At 35.3% G+C, this 19348-nt stretch carries 24 protein-coding genes; 17 read left to right on the top strand and 7 right to left on the bottom strand.

All coding sequences use genetic code 11. The features are described 5' to 3' along the window. Window positions 1-9: 9 nt before the first annotated feature. The 3 genes from ACJ2A9_RS04320 to ACJ2A9_RS04310 all read left to right on the top strand — a co-directional run bounded on the left by ACJ2A9_RS04320 (window position 10) and on the right by ACJ2A9_RS04310 (window position 1732). Window positions 10-345, top strand: coding sequence for a thioredoxin family protein (locus ACJ2A9_RS04320; protein ID WP_441420365.1), 336 nt, complete (start codon window positions 10-12; stop codon window positions 343-345). A 375-nt stretch (window positions 346-720) separates the two neighbouring features. Next, on the top strand, window positions 721-1182 hold the full coding sequence (locus tag ACJ2A9_RS04315; protein ID WP_441420364.1) for a hypothetical protein: 462 nt from the start codon (window positions 721-723) through the stop codon (window positions 1180-1182). A 106-nt stretch (window positions 1183-1288) separates the two neighbouring features. Beyond that, entirely contained in the window at window positions 1289-1732 is a 444-nt protein-coding gene (locus ACJ2A9_RS04310) for an RDD family protein (RefSeq protein WP_441420363.1), read from the top strand. Between the two features lie 27 nt (window positions 1733-1759). Here the strand turns inward: ACJ2A9_RS04310 and ACJ2A9_RS04305 are convergent, their stop codons facing one another. Then, complete coding sequence (locus ACJ2A9_RS04305) at window positions 1760-2497, bottom strand: metallophosphoesterase family protein (RefSeq protein WP_441420362.1); 738 nt, start codon at window positions 2495-2497, stop codon at window positions 1760-1762. Between the two features lie 201 nt (window positions 2498-2698). Here ACJ2A9_RS04305 and ACJ2A9_RS04300 point away from each other — a divergent pair, with 201 nt between their 5' ends. The 3 genes from ACJ2A9_RS04300 to ACJ2A9_RS04290 are packed head-to-tail and all read left to right on the top strand — an operon-like array spanning window position 2699 to window position 4849. Beyond that, window positions 2699-2926, top strand: a complete 228-nt coding sequence (locus ACJ2A9_RS04300; RefSeq protein WP_441420361.1) for a hypothetical protein — start codon at window positions 2699-2701, stop codon at window positions 2924-2926. Window positions 2927-2955: 29 nt separating this feature from the next. After that, window positions 2956-3435 (top strand): PH domain-containing protein, encoded by a 480-nt coding sequence (locus ACJ2A9_RS04295; RefSeq protein ID WP_441420360.1) that lies wholly within the window; start codon window positions 2956-2958, stop codon window positions 3433-3435. Next, window positions 3428-4849, top strand: a complete 1422-nt coding sequence (locus tag ACJ2A9_RS04290; RefSeq protein WP_441420359.1) for a PH domain-containing protein — start codon at window positions 3428-3430, stop codon at window positions 4847-4849. The genes ACJ2A9_RS04295 and ACJ2A9_RS04290 overlap by 8 nt, the downstream gene beginning before the upstream one ends. Before the next feature lie 85 nt (window positions 4850-4934). Here the strand turns inward: ACJ2A9_RS04290 and ACJ2A9_RS04285 are convergent, their stop codons facing one another. Then, window positions 4935-5951 (bottom strand): DUF2777 family protein, encoded by a 1017-nt coding sequence (locus tag ACJ2A9_RS04285; protein ID WP_441420358.1) that lies wholly within the window; start codon window positions 5949-5951, stop codon window positions 4935-4937. Window positions 5952-6081: 130 nt separating this feature from the next. Further along, the gene (locus tag ACJ2A9_RS04280; protein ID WP_441420357.1) at window positions 6082-6309 is read right to left on the bottom strand and encodes a hypothetical protein; all 228 of its coding nucleotides are present in this window, start codon (window positions 6307-6309) and stop codon (window positions 6082-6084) included. Between the two features lie 232 nt (window positions 6310-6541). Between ACJ2A9_RS04280 and ACJ2A9_RS04275 the strand changes: the two genes are divergently transcribed. From ACJ2A9_RS04275 to ACJ2A9_RS04265, 3 genes are read left to right on the top strand one after another with little or no spacing between them, the layout of a single operon-like run. Further along, on the top strand, window positions 6542-7378 hold the full coding sequence (locus ACJ2A9_RS04275; protein ID WP_441420356.1) for an enoyl-CoA hydratase-related protein: 837 nt from the start codon (window positions 6542-6544) through the stop codon (window positions 7376-7378). Continuing rightward, window positions 7375-7785: a PaaI family thioesterase gene (locus tag ACJ2A9_RS04270; protein WP_441420355.1), complete on the top strand. Its 411-nt coding sequence runs from the start codon at window positions 7375-7377 to the stop codon at window positions 7783-7785. Before ACJ2A9_RS04275 ends, ACJ2A9_RS04270 begins: the two co-directional genes overlap by 4 nt. A gap of 26 nt (window positions 7786-7811) precedes the next feature. Further along, the gene (locus ACJ2A9_RS04265) at window positions 7812-8411 is read left to right on the top strand and encodes a guanylate kinase (RefSeq protein WP_441420354.1); all 600 of its coding nucleotides are present in this window, start codon (window positions 7812-7814) and stop codon (window positions 8409-8411) included. A 43-nt stretch (window positions 8412-8454) separates the two neighbouring features. Here ACJ2A9_RS04265 and ACJ2A9_RS04260 read toward each other — a convergent pair whose 3' ends face one another. Then, window positions 8455-9411, bottom strand: a complete 957-nt coding sequence (locus ACJ2A9_RS04260; protein WP_441420402.1) for an MBL fold metallo-hydrolase — start codon at window positions 9409-9411, stop codon at window positions 8455-8457. A 265-nt stretch (window positions 9412-9676) separates the two neighbouring features. On the opposite strand from ACJ2A9_RS04260, the gene sigI reads away from it, so the two are divergent. Together sigI and ACJ2A9_RS04250 are read left to right on the top strand one after the other, a co-directional pair. Further along, window positions 9677-10420, top strand: a complete 744-nt coding sequence (gene sigI, locus ACJ2A9_RS04255; protein ID WP_441420353.1) for an RNA polymerase sigma factor SigI — start codon at window positions 9677-9679, stop codon at window positions 10418-10420. After that, entirely contained in the window at window positions 10408-11583 is a 1176-nt protein-coding gene (locus ACJ2A9_RS04250; RefSeq protein ID WP_441420352.1) for an anti-sigma factor domain-containing protein, read from the top strand. The genes sigI and ACJ2A9_RS04250 overlap by 13 nt, the downstream gene beginning before the upstream one ends. A gap of 17 nt (window positions 11584-11600) precedes the next feature. Here ACJ2A9_RS04250 and ACJ2A9_RS04245 read toward each other — a convergent pair whose 3' ends face one another. After that, window positions 11601-12338: a lipase family protein gene (locus ACJ2A9_RS04245; protein WP_441420351.1), complete on the bottom strand. Its 738-nt coding sequence runs from the start codon at window positions 12336-12338 to the stop codon at window positions 11601-11603. Between the two features lie 122 nt (window positions 12339-12460). Between ACJ2A9_RS04245 and ACJ2A9_RS04240 the strand changes: the two genes are divergently transcribed. Next, window positions 12461-12745 carry a hypothetical protein gene (locus ACJ2A9_RS04240; protein ID WP_441420350.1) on the top strand — a complete coding sequence of 95 codons (285 nt, stop codon included), beginning with the start codon at window positions 12461-12463 and terminating at the stop codon, window positions 12743-12745. A gap of 84 nt (window positions 12746-12829) precedes the next feature. Next, window positions 12830-13585 carry an NRDE family protein gene (locus ACJ2A9_RS04235; protein WP_441420349.1) on the top strand — a complete coding sequence of 252 codons (756 nt, stop codon included), beginning with the start codon at window positions 12830-12832 and terminating at the stop codon, window positions 13583-13585. Here the strand turns inward: ACJ2A9_RS04235 and ACJ2A9_RS04230 are convergent. Next, on the bottom strand, window positions 13582-14574 hold the full coding sequence (locus ACJ2A9_RS04230; RefSeq protein WP_441420348.1) for a sodium:calcium antiporter: 993 nt from the start codon (window positions 14572-14574) through the stop codon (window positions 13582-13584). The two genes, ACJ2A9_RS04235 and ACJ2A9_RS04230, sit on opposite strands and share 4 nt — an antisense overlap. A 131-nt stretch (window positions 14575-14705) precedes the next feature. Between ACJ2A9_RS04230 and ACJ2A9_RS04225 the strand changes: the two genes are divergently transcribed. The 4 genes from ACJ2A9_RS04225 to ACJ2A9_RS04210 all read left to right on the top strand — a co-directional run bounded on the left by ACJ2A9_RS04225 (window position 14706) and on the right by ACJ2A9_RS04210 (window position 18319). Then, on the top strand, window positions 14706-14924 hold the full coding sequence (locus tag ACJ2A9_RS04225) for a YqkE family protein (protein ID WP_441420347.1): 219 nt from the start codon (window positions 14706-14708) through the stop codon (window positions 14922-14924). 432 nt (window positions 14925-15356) lie between these two features. Further along, window positions 15357-16607, top strand: a complete 1251-nt coding sequence (locus tag ACJ2A9_RS04220) for an MFS transporter (RefSeq protein ID WP_441420346.1) — start codon at window positions 15357-15359, stop codon at window positions 16605-16607. A 203-nt stretch (window positions 16608-16810) separates the two neighbouring features. After that, a complete protein-coding gene (locus tag ACJ2A9_RS04215) occupies window positions 16811-17452 on the top strand; it encodes a YpjP family protein (RefSeq protein ID WP_441420345.1) in 642 nt (213 codons plus the stop codon). Window positions 17453-17587: 135 nt separating this feature from the next. After that, window positions 17588-18319: a ZIP family metal transporter gene (locus ACJ2A9_RS04210; protein WP_441420344.1), complete on the top strand. Its 732-nt coding sequence runs from the start codon at window positions 17588-17590 to the stop codon at window positions 18317-18319. 49 nt (window positions 18320-18368) lie between these two features. Here ACJ2A9_RS04210 and ACJ2A9_RS04205 read toward each other — a convergent pair whose 3' ends face one another. Beyond that, window positions 18369-19232, bottom strand: a complete 864-nt coding sequence (locus tag ACJ2A9_RS04205) for a diacylglycerol/lipid kinase family protein (protein ID WP_441420343.1) — start codon at window positions 19230-19232, stop codon at window positions 18369-18371. Window positions 19233-19348 lie beyond the last annotated feature (116 nt).

Raw genomic sequence — 19348 nt, 5'->3', positions numbered from 1 at the left:
TGTTTAGAAATGAGTGAGTATACAATGATTGTTGAATTAGAGCGAGAGGAAGAACTTCAAAAACTAATGAATAATAACAAGGAACCGGTTGTTATTTATTTTTACACACCTTTATGTGGAACTTGTAAGGTTGCTTCAAAAATGCTGACAGTTATTGAGAGCTTACTTCCGCAATTACAAATATCGTTTTGTAATGCCAATCGAATGCCTAATATCGTTCAAGAAATGAAGGTGATGAGTGTCCCTTACTTAGGAATTATAAAAAACGATACGGTCTGTGAAGAAGTTTATGCTTTTAGCTCTGTCGAAAATGTTTATCATATTTTAAAAAAGTATACGGAATAAAATTAGTTCATATTTCATCCTTTTCCATGCCGAAAAAATGTTGCCTAAAGGAAACATTTTAAATTAAATGCATACAATAGTAAAAAAAGGGGACAAAATCATGAATATAAAAAAACGTGTTGATTTTTTTGCATCCCTGTTTATAAAAGCTGGAGTTATGAGTGAAAAGGATAAATCAGACCTTATATTGGCAAATGATAAAGATAAAGAATCAAAATAAAATATCTAATAAAAGCCCTTGTACTTCTTGAATAGTGGTATAAGGGCTTTAATTTAGTTTTCTAAATATTGTTGATAGTGCATAAAATATACTTGCATACAGCTTGTTATAATGGAATTGAGAAAGAATGAAGATAAAGTAAGGTGGTGAAGACATTGGTTACATCATTACTATTATTAATTCCTGTCTCAATCGTTGTTCTTTTAGCTTTTATTATGCTCGCATTCAGAAAAAATCCTGATCAAGGAGGAGACGAGATGCTTAAAAATGTATATATTTATTTAGTCTTGTTTGCAACATTGATGATGACAATTGGCGGTAGTGTTGCAGCATTTATGGCTGCAGCAGATATTATTTCACCAGCTCCTTATTACCAATCATTTGAGGAGTACAAACGATGGGGGAAACCTGAATTAGCAAACGGTGAACAAGAAGTGACGTTATCAGAAGAGGAATTAAGAGAAAATTATGAAGCAATGATAAGAACAGAAGTCGAAAGAACAAAACAAAGAGCCGTTAATAATTTAATTAAAAGCTTTGGTTGGATAGTCATTCCACTGCCGATCTTTATTTACTTTCAACGCCGTTTGAGAGGGAGAGAGGACCTTAGTAGCTAATATCGATTGTAAGTAAATTTATTATAAGATGTATACATGTGGGACAATGATAGTAACATATGATGATCTTAGACGTACAAACATAGAAAGTGAGGTGAAGATAAAGATGGTACACCGACCTGCCGGGTTTTGGATACGTTTTGGGGCGATCCTTTTAGATACCATAATTTTAGGGATAACGAGTTTCTTTATTGCGTCTATAATAGGATTAACTGATAAACAATCCGATACGTTTCATGGTTTCATTGAATTTTTCTACAGTTTGTTATTGCCGGTTTTTTGGTATGGGTATACGATTGGCAAACGAATTTGCGGGGTGCGGATTTGTAAGGTCAGTGGTGAGAATGTAACCATTGGGACGATGCTGATGCGGAATTTAGTGGCTGGATTAGTGTATGTAATAACGCTTGGAATCGGAGTCATTGTTAGTTTGTTTATGGTTATTTTTCGAGAGGATAAACGTTCCTTGCATGATTTAATTGCAGGAACCTATGTTACGTATGATAAGCCTGATGAAAATCCATTTGAACGTGATGATGATAGCTATTGAACTAGTAAATGGGAAGATCAGTCCATTTTATAAAAATGGACTGACACCTTTTCGGACTACAGTCGTCATTAATTCAGTATTTGGATAGTCACCGTCTTTGTACTGATTGACTACTTTCTCAGTATCATATTCAACCCGCTCGATCGTTACCGAAAATCTGTTTTTGTTTGCTTCTACAATCGCATAAGAGGCTTTTGCGAGTCCGTCAAAAGGTAAGCCGACGCTGCCGATATTCACTACACATTTACCATTCATATAGCGAATAAATGGTAAGTGAATATGAGCATATATGTATAGGGAAGCGTGTTGATGGTGTGACAACATTATTTCAGTTAGCTCACTATTGTCAGTGTTAGGAAGTACGATATCAAAGAGACTTGTTGGTGTAGCGTGAAAAGCATAAATCGTTATGTCTTCAGTTATATTGATTTCTAATTGTTCAGGAAGTTGTTTTAGATATGTAAGGTCGTGTTCATCAAGCTTGGAAACTGTCCATTCTCTCTCCTTATTCATCATCTCAAGGAATTTATCTGGTACTTCCCTTTTATTCACCCCTCGAACAACCCACTCGTCAGCATTTCCTTTAATGACGTCGGTTTTTAGTTCGCGAATAATCTCTAAGGAACGTTTTGGTTCTGGTCCCCGGTAGCAAATATCACCTAGTACAATAATTTGATCGATATTTTTTTGTTTTATATCAGCTAACACTGCATCTAAAGCAACAGCATTCCCATGAATATCCGAAATAAAAGCAATCCGTTTCATTGAAAATCCTCCTTTAATTTTTTGTTACTAATCAATCTTTTTTTCCTGTATCTTAAAATTATACTAAATACAGCTGCTTGTAACAAAAATTCCCTTTCATCTCTGTTGGAAATTTGGTAAATTCATCATAGTTGTTCTATATTCCAATATGTTGTTGGAATACTAAAGTAAAGTACATAAACATTAAAGGAGAAATTAAAAATGGAAAGAGAAGAAATCATAACAAAACTGGAAGAAAACGGACTAGAAGACATTATTGAACTAATTGAAGATGCTGAATCTGGTCATTTAGAGGAACTTGAGCTTGTTGAGTCGATTGGACTGCTTTATGATGAAACATTAAATCAGGCTGTGATTTCCCTCTTAAAAAGTTTAGGTGTGGAAATTATTTATGTTACAGATGATGAAGAATCAGACAATAACGCATAATGTTTACTGAAGGAATGGAGGAGGATTATTTGCGTCCAATTCCTGCGCAAAAAATTTCAATAAAGGCATTAAAGGTATGGAGGTTTACGGCATTTCTTGAATCATTGCTCTTTACTTGTATTCCAATAGGTTATTGGCTCTTCGTCTACTTTTTTCAGTGGCCAATATGGATTTTCTATGTTTTGCTTTTTTTATTTTTAATCGTGGCATTTTTAAATATTTTTGTAATTCCTACCTTACGATGGAAAAAATGGCGCTATGAAGTATTCGAAACAGAAATTGAACTGCAATACGGTGTATTCATTGTACGGAGAGTATTAATTCCAATGGTTCGAGTTCAGCATGTTGACACACAACAAGGTCCTTTATTGCGAAGATATAAATTAGCTTCTGTGACAATTTCAACAGCAGCTACAACGCATCAAATTCCTGCTTTATCTGAAGATGTAGCTGATCAATTACGCAATTTAATTGCCAGTTTAGCTACGGTAGCTGATGAATATGAGTAGACGCCGGCTTCATCCTGCTGCTATCGCAGTTTCTTTTATTATTGGGTTAAGAGAAATGCTCATTCCACTTGTTGTACTTATATTTTTCGGTAGGGGTGGAGAGGGCCACTCGTTCTTCAGTATTCAATATATTATGCTTGCCATATTAGGAGTCATGATCATATCAGGTTTATTGAAGTGGATTTCTTTTACTTATGAAGTGAGTCATGGCGAATTGAAAATACGTCAAGGTATATTTGTGAAAAAGAAACGGTTTATCCGTCAAGAGAGAATTCAAAGTATTGATATTTCAGCCGGTATTATTCAACGTCTGTTTAAGTTAGTACAGGTTAGAGTAGAAACAGCAGGTGGTGGTAAAGAACCAGAAGTTAAGCTTATTGCAGTTACAAAAGAAAATGCCCGCCAACTGCGTCAAATTTTGTTAACAAAAGAACTTGAAAGTAATCATGACACAACCGTTGAAAATACCGATAGAAAAGATACAGTGTTTTGGCAGTTGCCTAGAAAAGATTTATTTATCGCCGCTCTTACATCAAGTGGAATCGGACTTGCGATCTCAGCAGTTGGTGCATTGTATTCACAAGTAGAACAGTTCTTTCCTGATTCATTTTATGAAGACACATTTGGGGCCATTATTGGAACTAGTATCATGTCGATTGTTTTTCTGATTATTGTAATTATCTTTATTGCCTGGATGTTCTCAATTCTGATTACGATGTTGAAATATGGGAACTTTTCAATTAGTAAAACAGGTGATGAGCTAGTGATATCACGCGGTATTCTTGAACAGCGCCAATTAACATTATCGCTTAAAAGGGTAACCGGCCTTCGGATTGTACGCAATGTATTTAGGCAGCCATTGGGTTTTGCGGCGATATATGTTGAGAGTGCTGGAGGTGGATCGAAGGAAGAGCAGTTGTCAACCGTATTATTTCCAATTATACGTAATCATGATATATCATCAACTCTACAGCAGATTGCACCTGAATTTGCCATGGACATTCAGGTGAATCCAGTACCTAAAAGGGCACTCGCTCGTTATTTGCTAAGAGTTCTTGTCCCTGCTATAGCTCTTATTAGTATCATCAGCTATATGATCCCATATGGGGCGTTTTCGTTACTTTTGTTACCATTTATTTTTTTATGGGGTTATTTGCAGTATCGTGATGCAGGCTATGGCGAAAGAGAGAATTACATGTGGCTCCGGTTCAGAACGATTAGCCAAACAGTCGTTATTATTCCTAAAAAAGCGATCCAAGCCAGTGAATTTCGCCAAGTCCTTTTTCAAAAACGACGAAATTTAGCTACTTTCTCTGTAGCGATCCTATCAAGTATTTCAGGTAAAAAGTTTCAAGTGAAGGATGTGGACGTGAAAGAAGCTGGTAACCTGTTGGATGTAGTTAGAAAAAGTTAATAGTTGAAAGTGCTTTTGGAACTTCGGGCAGTTTGTTTGAGTTTAAACTTGTAAAAAACAACCAGTCAGGTCTGGTTGTTTTTTGTTATTTCCCTTTTGTATACTCATTTGAGTAAGTTGTAATTGTTCGTTTGCCATTGTCTGATGTGAATTCAAAGCGGTCAAATGTAATATCATTACCATCTTCAATAATTTCACGCTCATAGTGATGTTGAACGAGGAGTACCTGACGACCGTTGTGATACGTTATAAAATTCACACCTTTAAATACAGTTTGCTGATGAGTATTCAGGAGTTGAATTAGTAACGTATTATGACATTGGATACATTGTTCATGGTCAATGCCAAATGTATCAAGTCCTTTTTCAAGAGCTTGTAGAGCAGGCTTTTCTAACTCATTAATGAGAATATGGTATGGATCAAATTGTTTTTTATGCAATCGAACGATTTGACCTTCTTTTAATGAGTATGATGCACCATTCTTTGTTTCAAATTTACCATTGTTTATATAGTAACCTGATTCCCATTCATCATTAACCTCTAATTCAAACTCAAACGGGCACCCGTCCAGAGCAAGGTTTTGCTGATTTTCCTCTTCAATCAAGATCATTTGATTATTTTCTTTGCTGATTGTGTAATAAACATACTCATTTGCCTGCGTATCATTAATAGTGTCAGTTTCTTGCAGTTCTTTAATGGAATCGGTTTCAGGCTGAAAGGATGCGATTCGTTCATGTAAAACCTTAAGTACAGAAGTAAAGTATTCTCTTTCAGTTTGATATTTTTCAATTTCCTCTTGAAGTGATTTGTAAACAGAATCATCATACTTCATATATTCTTCTTCGGCGATAGGTTCAATTTTTGAACTTTGAAATTCATGGATATTCCCGTATTCGTATACAGGTTTAGGTAATTGTATTGATCCATTTTTATCAATAACATGCTGTGGATATGTATCAACTGCAACAATTTTGATCGTTCCTCGCCATGGCTTACGAGGTTCAGCATTAACTTCTAACAATTCTCCGATATAACGTCCATCCATTAGTTCATCAACGAGAACTAATTTTCCAATATGATTTTGTGCTTCTTTACGATTCATGTAAACCCTCACTTTGTTCATTGTCTATCTATATATTATAGTATGTTTGACGACAACTAGCGAATAGCAGCTATTTTTACTGTTTAGCTCGAGTGGCTGAACAAGGCGCCTGTGCTTTTCTTGTAATACATTACTTGATTAATGCCTTAAGTTTTTCATTTCGAACATTTTGCTCTTCTTTTGAAGAAAGGTCGTATTTCTTTAAAAGGTGAAATAGTTCATTTAAACATTGTTGTGATAGGTCTTTTTCTAAAAATGCAGTAAGTTCAGTGACCAAGTCGGTAGGTAAAAAAGGTGTCTGCTCATCTAATTTTTTACGTACATCCTCTATACTATGGTCAAGTTTACAATTGCTCATCTAATCCCCCCTATTTATTCACTATACCTATTATAATATGAAGAGATCCCCTAGTAAAATGTAAGTATAGAATGTTGGAATTTGTCGTGTCAAGACCATAGGCTTAATCTAACATAAAAATTGTTAAATTTTATATCATTTTGCAGGATTCTATTGAATTGTTATCGAATAAAAATAATATGACATTGTCAAAACCAATTCGTTATTTGATGTTGTTTGAGGGGGAGAGGTTTTGAGTGATTTACAATTGGATATAGTTAATCATATTGGAATTATTCGATTAAATCGTCCAGAAGCTCTGAACGCGTTTAGTCAAGAAATGATTTCATTGTGGATTGAAGCTCTTGAAGAGATTCGAGATAATGAAGATATTTTTGTCGGAATAGTGACTGGAAATGGACGGGCATTCTGTGCAGGCGGAGATACAAAAACAATGGCGAATGGCAACGGTTTCATGGCACAGTCAAAAGGAGAAACGGATGATTTTACAAGTTTGCCAATTCATGTAAAAAACAGCTTGTGGAAACATATTCAAAGGATACCTCTCCTTATGGAACAAATTGATAAACCAATGATTGCTGCAATCAATGGTCCTGCAATTGGTGCAGGATTGGATATGGCTCTAATGTGTGACATTCGATTTGCATCCGCCAAGGCTAAGCTTGGTGAAGGGTATATAAATGCTGCAATTGTTCCTGGAGATGGAGCAGCTTACTATTTACCCCGTATAATTGGGATCGAAAAAGCTTTAGAGTTATTATGGACTGGAAAAGTTCTAACAGCAGATGAAGCGCTTAACATTGGTTTAGTAAGCAAGGTGATCGAACATGATTCACTGTATGGTGAAGTCATGGGATTTGCTCACCAGTTAGCCACTGGACCACAAGAAGTCATACGGATGATGAAAAGAACTGTTTATGAAAGTAGAACACTTTCGTTAAAGCAGTCATTAGACTTAGTTTCTTCCTTTATGGCAATTGCGGTCCACCATCCCGATCATCGAGAAGCGGTTCAAGCAATTAAAGATAAGCGGAAACCTGTATATGGAAGGGGAAATCAGGAGAAATGAGTGTTCCTATCCATGGAAGAGTGAAATCTTTAATAGAAGGACCGGTTTGGAAGCATTTAAATATAAGTGTCCATTTTGCAAATGAGGAACAAGCCAAAATTGAATTGCCTGTAGCCAACGAATTAAAGCAAGCATACGGCGTGATTCATGGAGGTATTATTTCGACTGTTCTTGATATGGCAATGTCAGCAGCATTAACAACTACCTTGGATGATATGGAATTTAGTTCAACGATTGATTTGCATGTATCTTTTCTAAGACCGATGTTTGGAAAGACATTATTTGGTGAGGCTAAAGTAGTAAAACGAGGGAAACGAATCATTGTTGTTAACGGAGAAGCAGTAGATGAATCAGGAAATGTTATTGCTACCAGCACTGGACATTTTATGGTACTGAAACGAAAATAATTATTTTAATAGAGGAGGCTACTATTATGTATAACTTAAAGGAAAAAGAAATGATTTTTGTATTTACTGGTCCAGATGGATCAGGTAGAAAAACCGTGGCCAAATTAATTCGCAATACGTTACATATGAAAGGGGTTATTTCCTACACGACAAGAGAACGTCGTCATTATGAAACAGAAGGACAAGACTATCATTACGTTTCACGTGAAGAGTTTATGGCGGCAAAGGATAATGGAGAATTTCTTGAGTGTGTAGAAATTGATGGAAATTTCTATGGGATAAAAGAAAAGGACGTAGAAGAGACATTTAAGAATAAAGGTTGTATATATCTTGTCTTAAATCCAGAAGGTTCTGACATTGTGAAAAAGTTATATGGAGATAAAGTTGTTCGTCTATTTGTCTATGCTGATCGTGATACAGTTAAAGCAAGACAAGAGGAGAGAGGAGATGCTCCTGACATTGTAGCTCAACACTTGGCTCACTATGATGAAGATATGGAGTATCGTCAACAATGTGAGCATGCATTTGAAAACTACAAGCTTGATCACACTGCTTTTGAAATAACTAACACGATTGAACATTATTTGAAATTAAAAGCAGAACAGAAGAAAGCTGAAAAACAATAGGCTTAAGCAAAAAAACAGCTACTAATGTAGCTGTTTTTTTTGCTTAATTATGCTTTGCTTGTTGTTTTTGAAGGTAATCAACAATACCCATTGCACATACTTCAAGGTCAACTTTAAGAATGTTGTATACACGATGGTCATCAGATACATGTAATTTACGTAAATGTTCTCTTACTAAAGAAAGCAGTTCTTCTGCTAGGTCTGTATCATTTTTTCCTTCTGCTAAGAGCTGCTTCCCTGTATTAACAAAGATTGGTAACCAATGGCTAATTTGCTCATAAACATCTTCAACATCGTTGGAAACACTAAAGTGTCCAAAATATATTCGTTCCACCCCCAGGCGCTTCATTTTTTCCATTGAATTTAGCATCGCATCTGGATTGAATTGATTTGGTGATGTTGATGGTAAGTAGAGCATAAAGTCTTCATTGCTTAATGGCTCATACCGGACTCCAATTGTGTCACCAGTGAAGATTCCGTTACTGACAGGATCATAAATGCTAAAATGGTGGTTAGCATGACCTGGTGTATCAATAAATGTTAACGTGCAATTCGCCCCAATTGTTAACGTTTCCCCATCATTTTTCGCCAATAATTTCTCCTGTGGTACAGGAAGGATTGGGTTGAACAATTCATCAAATTTTTCACGGTAAACCGCTTTTGCCCCTTGAATTAAACGAGCTGGATCTGCTAAATGACGTTCTCCTTTCGGATGCACGATAACTGTAGCGTTAGGACAATCCTTTAATAGTAAGCCAACACCGCCAGAATGGTCTAAGTGGATATGAGTGACAATGATATACTTTACATCGTGTGGATTAAGACCTAGTTCATTTAACCCTTTTAAAATATATGGAACTGATGGACTTGGGCCGGTTTCAATTAAGGTTAGTTGTTCTTCTTGAATAACATATGTTCCGGTTCTTGCAGGCATCCCGAGGTCATACCCATCAATCAAATGGATGCGATTGCCGAGGTTAATTGGTTTTGAGTTCATTATTGTGTTCCCCCTATGTTCATTTTGAAACCCTTTTCATAGTTATAAGATTATTATAACAAATCTGTTAATAAAAGACACAGATTATTCGGAATCTATCAACTGTATGAATGATTCTTATGTTATGTTACTGTAAAATAACTGTTAGTAATTAACTTTGATTGTATGTTGTACATAGAGTAGTATATTTTTATATAAACAACCCCCATGAATTAAAATTTAGACACGAATTAATAATTATGATTGTACAGAGTGAGGTGTATTTTGTGTGTTACAGCGCTTATTTAAAAAGCGAACAGAGCATCAAGATCTCGAATTACTAATCGAGAAGATTCAAGCTGGTGATACATCTCTTCACAACGAACTAATTAATCAATATAAACCATTTATACGTACTACGGTTTCAAAAGTATGTAAACGATATATTGATGTGGCAATTGATGATGAGTATAGTATCGGTTTAATTGCTTTTGATGAAGCTATCCAAAAGTATTCAACAGAAAAAGGAAGTTCTTTTTTATCCTTTGCTAGTCTAGTTATTCGCAGAAGAGTGATCGACTATATCCGCTATGAGAGTAGAAGAAAGGTTAATTTTTCACTGGATCAAACAACAGAAGATGGTGATAATTTAGATAATTTGGCTGAAGTAGCCGCATCAGTGAAAAGTCATAAAGCGGATGTAGAGGACGAATACCGTAGAGAGGAAATTCTCCATTTTCGTGATCGATTACAAGAATTCAAAATTTCTTTTTCCGAATTGCCTGAGCAGAGTCCAAAGCACAAGGATGCTAGAGAAAACATGATCCAAGTGGCCAAAACAATTATTGAACATGAAGAGATAAAAAAACAGATGTTAGAAAAGAAAAAACTTCCAATAAAACAACTTTCTGAGCATGTGACAGTAAGTCGAAAAACATTAGAGAGAAATAGAAAATATATTATTGCTTTAACAATTGTTTTGTTAGAAGACTATTTATATATTAAGGAGTATTTAAAGGAGTGGTTAAATTGAAAAGAGGGGTCGTCATTCAAATTACAAATAAAGAGGTGGTTGTTCTTACTCCTGACGGTCAGTTTTGTAAAACGAGAAAAACCGATCAAGAAGTAATGATAGGTGAAGAAATCAGTTTTTTTCCGCAAGCTGACCCCACTCCTTCTAAATGGTTTTCATGGTTGACAAAAGGGAAGCTGGCTGTCACTCTTGCAAGTTTCGTTATGCTCCTTGCACTTATGCCCGTGTTCTCTGTTTTTACGAGTCAACAGGTATACGGGTATGTATCGATTGATATTAATCCAAGTGTAGAGCTAACGCTAAATAAAAAGATGAAGGTCATTGAGGTGTCAGCATTTAATGAAGAAGGAGATCATTTACTCAATAGCCTAACAGATTGGAAAGGAAAACCATTTGAGACGGTTACCGATGAAATCGTCAAACTTAGTATGGAACAGGGTTATTTGAAAAATAAAAAGGAAATTCTGTTTTCAACAACTGTTACAGAAAAGGGTAAAGACACAGTTTTATCTGATCTGATTTCTAGCAAGGTGACAGAGTTAGAGAAACAGCATCATGTTGATGCAGCAACTATTGAGAATGATCTTTTTATTAACGAGGAGGCAAAAAAGCATAATATGTCTCCTGGGAAATATGGTTTAATGATCGCATCAGCTGCACAAGGTCACTTTTTAAATATTGAAGAAGTAAAGAAGACCCCGATTAACGAAATTACAAGCGAGATTGGTCCAGTAGATCAGATTGTTAATGAGAAAGTAACGAAAAAACAAGCAGAACAGTGGAAGAAGAATGTATCGAAAGGGTTAGAGAAAAAGGAAGAAGGAAAGCAAGTACCTAGTCACAGTAATTCTCAAAAACATAATCCGAAACAAGATGAGGTAAAAGACAATCAAAACAATGATCAAAAGAAACACTCTCCAAATAACCAAATTGGTCAAGAAAATGCAAAAAACAATGAACGGGGCAACTCGAGTAATATAGGTCAAGAAATGAGAGAAAACAATTCAGATCAGGAAAACAGGCAACATCCATCAAATAATAAAGATAATGCTGGAAAAGAAGATGGTTCAAAAGGGAAAAACCATCCGACAAATAATAGTGAAGGTCAAGAAATGAAAAATCGAAAGCCTGGTCAGGAAGCAAAAGAAGAAAACGGTCGATAAGCATGCGGAAAGCATGCTTATTTTCTTAATGAACTCAGTGGTAAAGATATGAGTCCTTTTTTATACGTAGCCAGGGAATGATTGCCATGTACATTTCCAGTTTGAATATAAATGTTCAATGCTGAAGGTACATGCTTGTATTTCCACGTAACTGATGAAAATGGTATGTTGATTTGAGCTGGAGGAACCATAGGGATGAGATCGAAAATGTTAACAACGCGGATACTTTTTTGAATCATTGAACTGTACTTTTTTGAAAAATAAGGTGTTCCCACTCTGGGACTGCCAAAAGTACAAATCATCGGATTGGTAAATTGTGTGTTTTCAGCAGCATCGACAACAGCCAATGTAGCAAGTGCAGCGCCTAAACTATGTCCAGTAAAATATAATTTTTTGTGAGCTGGTCTTTTCTTTAATGAGCTAATAATCTCATCTCGGCAAGACTGATAAATACTTGTAAATCCATAGTGAGTCTTACCGGTGTTCGGGGCAAATGGAAAGTTTACTTGATTTACCTCAGCATCGGCCACCCAATCAGGATCTGTAATTGTCCCACGAAAAGCAACAATAATATGCTTGTTTGATTCAATAATAAAACCAAACCATTCCGTTGAGCTAAATGCGGTCGCTTTAAAACCAGTAATTAATTCGAACCCTTTTGGAATTACGAAATCGCCATTGTTTTCATATTGATCGTAAGTTCGTTCACAACATGTCGCTAAAAATAACAGTCCCTGCAGCTTTTTTTCTTCCATCTATTTTCCCCCTAAAAAAAGTTATAATTCAATGTACTCAGTGGTTAATAGAAACATGCTCATCCAAACATAAAATTAGGGGTATAATAATAAGAATCTTAATATGTAAGGGGATGGTGAGAGTGAGTAATCAACCGCAGACATATTTTGAAAAAATGGAAAAGGTCAATATGTTAACTGAAAAACATCAAACTTTGATCCAAAAATATAATGAGTATAAGGCCGTAAATTTACCTACAGACAATCTTGAGGATGATTTAAGGAAGATTGAAGAAGAAATGAAAATACAGACAAATGGGTATAGTGTGGATCAAATTAAAGCTGCAATGAATAATGAATCACTGTTTTTACCTAACCATTTAGAATTTGGCTATAGCAATACGGATGGTGATCGGGGAGAGTTCTAAATCTCTCTCCTCTTTTTGTTTACAGTATTTGTAATCTGCAATAAAATGAAAAATATAAATGATTGAGTAGGAGAAGGTGCAACTATGTGTTTAATTAATTTTGCATATCATTATCATCATAATTATCGATTAATTGTTGCAGCAAATAGAGATGAGTTTTATGAGAGACCGACAGAAAAAGCTCATTATTGGGGTGATTTTCCACATATATTGGCAGGGCGTGACATGGAGGGGCTTGGAACTTGGATGGGTGTAACGAAGAACGGGCGATTTGCAGCTTTAACTAATTTCAGGGAAACAAACACTATCGCTAATGCGAGGACACGTGGTGAATTAGTGAGTCAATTTTTAATTGGAGATGAATCACCATATGACTATTTAACCAGAATTCAATCGCAAGGCCATCTCTATAACGGTTTTAATCTCCTTGTTGCTGATCAATCGAAACTCTTTTACTACTCCAACAGAGAAACTAAGATCACTGAGTTAGCAGCTGGGCTGTACGGCTTAAGTAATGCCTATTTAGATACCTCATGGCCAAAAGTAACAAAAGGGAAGCAGTTATTACGGTCATGTATTGATAGTGAGATTGATGAAAATGAAGAATGTTTATTACATACTTTAACTGATAATACGAAAGCAATCGATGAGGAGCTGCCTGAAACAGGTGTTGGTATTGTCCTTGAGCGACAGCTCTCACCCATTTTTATAAAAAGTCCTAATTATGGAACAAGGTCATCAACCGTTTTAATGATTGATAACCATAATCGTATTACATATACGGAAAGGACGTTTGATCGGAATGATACGAGTACGGTTCGATATTCCTTCAAGTATTAGGTGTAAATAAAAATGAAGTAACTTGAAACTAAATATAAGGCAACAACAAGTGTTGAAGGTATGAAATATAGCCTTGGTCGAAGCACTTGTACTTGTGTTAAAGAAAAGAAGGTAATCGAATACAAAACAATGACGAGTGCAGCAGTGATTTGATGTACTGGTTGAACAATCGATAATATTGCACCTGGTCGATAGAAAATATCTGTTCCAGCTAAAATCAATACATTAAATAAATTACTTCCTAAAATTGAACCAATTGCTAAATTGAAGTTTCTAATACGAAATGCGACGAAACAGGCAACGGCTTCCGGTAAAGAAGTTGACAATGCAATTAAAAAGCTTCCAACAAAGCTTGCACCGATACCGGTAATGATTGCAATTTGATCACCGGCAATCGTTAATGTTGTACCGGATGCTAAGATGATGATAGCAGAGATGGCAAAGCCAATCATGGCCCTTTTAACGGTTATTGGTGACTCCGGCTCTGTTTTTTCGGTAGCTGAATTGGTTACTTTTTTATTTGGTGATTGTGTATAGCGGGATAGTAATGCCATCCCTGCAATATAAATCAGTAACATAAGAAAAGTATCAAGTCCAATGCCTAAATACGAATACATTGGTGCATTTCGTAATGAAAACAATATTAAAGCCGATAGGGCTATACCGATAATCGCTGTGTACCGATGTTGTATCCACACTTTGTCATATACTTGTTCTTTTCGAAAATATAGGTCTAAAGCAGCCAGTATTAATAAGTTAAACATATTACTTCCAATTAAATTACCAACAGCTAGATCGGGACTATCCAACATGATTGATGTATAGCTCGTTGTAATTTCTGGTAATGATGTAGCACCTGCAAGCAGCATTGCACCGATTAGCATGCCTCCCACTGCAGTTTTCTCACTAATCACATCGGCATATGTTGATAATTTGATGGCAACAAAAACAGTGATAACTGCCGCAATTATAAACAGAATAAATACCATTGAACTTGTTGCACCTCCAGTTTTGACTTATGTACGTATCATGTGCAATAATGGGCCAAAACATAAACAACTTGTACACGAAAATAAATGTTAGTATTACCAGTAAATGTGGTTAAAAGAGGGGGAACATAATGAAGAAGAATGAAAATATACTTGATATTGAAAGTCGAATTGATAAGGGTATATGGGAAAAACTTAAGGATACTAAGAAAAATTTAAAGCTTGAGGAAGAAAGAAAAGAAGAAGCTTTACGTCAGAAAAAAATTAAAGAAAGAATTGAACGTGAAAAAAATAAATCGTTTGAAGAGTTATTTGAAGAAAGTAATTTAGATTGGAAAAAATTCAAATAATAATTGAAGGGTCAAATGAGCTTGTCCAATTCATTTGACCCTGTTTTTGTTTAGCAACGATTTCAAACCAGTTTTATGAAATATATAAAATTGACCAAATCATAAATAGATAAACAATAAATGCTAACAGGCTAATTATTGCAGAGTCTCGAGAGTTTTCAGAGGTAAAAAATTGTTGTAATTTCTCAAAGTAACGCACCAATATAAAATAGCCTCCTTTACTTACGAAATGATCGGGTATAAGCTATCTATATTGTTGAGCTTCATAATTTAGACCAATGTTTGAAGAGCTATGTTGTAACAAAAGAAGTATCATCGAGAAAAAAACTATTTTGAAATATTTTACGAAAGAGCTTTTTTATTTTATAATAATATTTCGTAAGTCTAAATAAATTTGGGCTTCCCATTTGTAAAAATTGAGGTGGATAGTGAGTGTTAAAAGATGAACAAACGAATCAATTATGGACGAAACGGTTTATTCTTCTCTGTGTAATAAATTTTCTTTTTTTTATGAGCTTTTTTATGTTATTACCCACATTACCTGTTTATTTAGTTGAATTTTTACATGCTAAGGAAAGTCAAGTTGGACTCATTATTGGTATTTTTACAATTGCTGCCGTTATTTCAAGACCTTACACCGGCTATCTAATGGATCAAAGTAGCCAAATTAAGATTTTTTTAATTGGAATTATTATTTTACTAATTGCTACATCTGGTTATTTATTCGTAAATACTGTTTTATTATTATTACTTCTTAGATTTGTTCATGGCTTTGGTTTTGGAATGGCAACTACAGCTGCCGGGACAATGGCTGCTGAATGGATTCCAAAGAATCGTCGAGGAGAAGGAATCGGCTACTTTGGAACGTTTGGGATGATTGCTATGTGTATTGGTCCGATAGTTGGAATGTTTTTGGCAGAACAAATAAGCTATTCGTTTATGTTTATCATCTGTATAAGTGCTGCATTAATCGGATTTTTGTTGTCATTGTTATTGCGGTCGCCAAATCAACAGTATGTTACACATAAAAATCAACGAAAGTTTTCATTAAGAAGGAAAGAGGATATTTCTTATTGGATTAATACATTAATTGAAAAGAAAGCATTGCGTTTGGCAGTAGCCATGATGTTTATATCCATTGTTTTTGGAGGGATTGCATCTTATATCGCACTCTATGCGGTTGAATTAGGAGATGCCAAAATGGCTGGTGTGTATTTTTCGATTTATGCAATTTCATTAGTTTTGACAAGACCGATTGCCGGGAAATGGTTTGATCGAAACGGCCCCTTCTTAATTATCACGATAGGAACAGTTTTATATTTTATCGGGATTATATTTCTTGGCTTAGCAAGTGGTGCTTTCCTATTTTATTTGGCTGCTATTGTAATTGGGGTTGGTTATGGAAGCCTGCAACCAAGTTATCAAGCTATGATCATTCAAGATGCAGAAAGTCATCGACTTGGTGCTGCAACAGCAACTTTCTTTATTATGGTTGATGTTGGAATCGGATTGGGTGCTTTTATTTTTGGCTTTATTATCCCATTGATTGGATATAATAATATGTTTTTATTCTCCTCAACATTTCTGGTTCTATCATATCTCCTTTTTTACCGCTATTGGTCGATTAGAAAGGCAACTGCTGAGAAAGAGCATCTTAAAAACCAATCAATGCAGGTGAATTAATTGAAAAGCGAAAGTGGCTGGGGGCTGAAGCCAGACATCTGCGAATTTTTTCTTTTTTTTAAAAAACTGTGCAAATGTTGTAAAATTGTAATATCGTATTTGCCGAAATTTTTGTTAAAATAGTAATAGAAGATTACAAGATTAGTAGATCGTTTCTCTGCACTTGTAAGATAAATTATTACTAGATTGTGAGGGAATGGAAAATGCCCCTTTGGTTAAGAAAAACAGCATTTGTTATTATAACAATCGTAACATTAGGTATCATAACACCAACGCATTTGTATCAAGAAAAAGCAGAAGCAGTTTCACCAACTGTAGAAGATATTGACGTTAACCATAACGATCATATAGATGAAGTGTCTGAACATGATAGTACCGATACCCTAGAGGATTCCAAATGGCCGGATATTGCCGCACAAATAGATGATAAACATGAACTTGTTACCCAATTAGTATCTTACAGTGTACAACAGGCTGATGTTCAAGCATTTAAAAAATTTGGACCAATCATTAGCGACCGTGTAGGAGAGCAATACCGTGAAGAAATTTTACCGAAAATTGAAGAGGTAATTGCTATGTTAAGTAATGAAGTGGAAGAGGAAGTATTGCGCAATTTAGTTGTAACTGAACTTCCTTCCAGCGGCATATCAGAGAAGATTTTTCATATTTATGATGGCCGTAATGGAAAAGATATAGTTCGTTTTCACGTTAGAAGAGACCATCCGCCAAAGCAAGGGCACTGGTTTAATTTTCATTACCATACGGTTTTTGATAACTATGAAAATCATCACGAACTTGGAAAGATCTATTGGGATAAAAATACCCCGCCAAAGTGGATGTCATAAGTTTGATAGGAATATGTCGAAAAAAGTCCAAAATATTGGACTTTTTTTTCTTCACAATTTAAAATAAGGAATAAACCTTCCATTAGTGGAGGGCTTACGCGTTAATGCGGGATAATCTAGTTTTGGAGATGCAGTATGGAACTTTTACTTTTAGGCAGTACACTCTCAGCCTTAGCTACAGGGCTAGGTGCGTTGCCAATCTTTTTTTTCAAAAACATTACTCACCGCTGGCGAGATATTCTATTAGCTCTTACTGCTGGAATTATGGTAGCAGCTGTAACATTCAGTTTAATTCCTACTGCATTTGAGACAAGTAATTTCTATACCGTTTCAATTGGTGTATTAATCGGTACAATTGTGCTTACCATTCTTGAAAAGTATATTCCTCATATTGATATCGGACATAATGTGAAAGGAATATCTTTTGATAAGAAGGCTTTACTCATCATTGCAGCGATTACGTTGCACAACCTTCCTGAAGGGTTATCAGTTGGGGTCAGTTATGCGAGTGGCGATGAGAGTTTAGGTCCATTAATTGCTTTTGCAATTGGAGTACAGAACGCACCAGAAGGATTACTGGTCGCTCTTTTTTTAGTAAAACAAAATGTTAGTAAATTAAAGGCATTTATCATTGCAACTCTTACTGGTGCTGTTGAAATTATCACTGCAATCATTGGCTATTTCTTAATGGACTATGTGTCCAATTTAGTTCCTTACGGGTTAGCTTTTGCGGCCGGTGCAATGCTATATATTGTCTATAAAGAATTAATCCCAGAAAGTCATGGAGACGGTCATGCAACACAAGCAACATATTCATTCATTATTGGGCTTCTGGTGATGCTTTTAATAATTCATCTGTTTGAGTAAATAACTGAGTGAGAATAGCTCGCTCAGTTATTTTAGTTTTAAACACAATCTAGTTTTTAAAATAAATGGATTTTTCCGCAATTTCAATGACTGCTGGTGTTGTTTGAATATACTCACCATCACCTTGTACATACAAAGGTACGTCTGCTAAGATTTCCATTTTTTTACATTTCCTCATATGTACTGCGGGATGAGTAATATGCTTTCCTGAGTATACCCTTGGCAAGACACGTAAAATCTCAAATTTCGAAACACCCTTAACAATACATACATTTAGATAGCCATCATAACCAATTGCGCTCGGACAAATATGTAAGCCGCCACCATAAAATGGAAGGTTTGCAACAGCAATAAACCATACTTGGTGTAATACTTCAACTTTATCATCATATTTTATGGTTACGGTTGTGGGTTTAAATTGAAATAACAATTTAATCACATAAAACAAATAAGCAAATTTTCCTAATCGCTTTTTATGTTTTGATTCATTTGTCACTTTGGCTACTAACCCATCGAATCCAACCCCTACAACAGTAATACAATAGGTATTTCCATTAACTATGATTGAGTCTAAAGATTGCTTGTTTTTACTATTTATTATTTTTTCTAAGGCTTGCTTATGATCAAAGGGAATGTTCAATGCCCGTGCGAAATCATTCCCGGATCCAGCGGGAATTACTCCAAGAGGAATCTTTCTGTTAGCTAATTCTTGAATAACTGCATTGATTGTTCCATCTCCACCTACAACAATAATAGAATGATAACTTTTATTTGGAATTGAAATCGTTCCTTTTAGATTTGTATAGACAACATCGTACTCGTATGGGTAGTTTAGAAGTTCCTTTTCGACCTTCCTCCAGACTGTTTCCCCTTTACCGTGAGCTGATTTTTTATTGATAATAAATAAATACACCATTTTCCCCCTAAGCGATATATCTTTTTCTTCAGTGAAGCAGATACGCGATAAAAAAGCAACTTTAATCTATCAAACATATAGTTATACATGAAAACGAGTACCCTGAACAGATA

Origin of the sequence: Anaerobacillus sp. MEB173 (assembly GCF_052119505.1) — a bacterium.
In the GTDB taxonomy this organism is placed as follows: Bacteria; Bacillota; Bacilli; order Bacillales; family JBJMAU01; genus JBJMAU01.
Note: the sequence above shows the minus strand (reverse complement) of the source record. Positions and strands in the feature narration are given on the sequence as shown.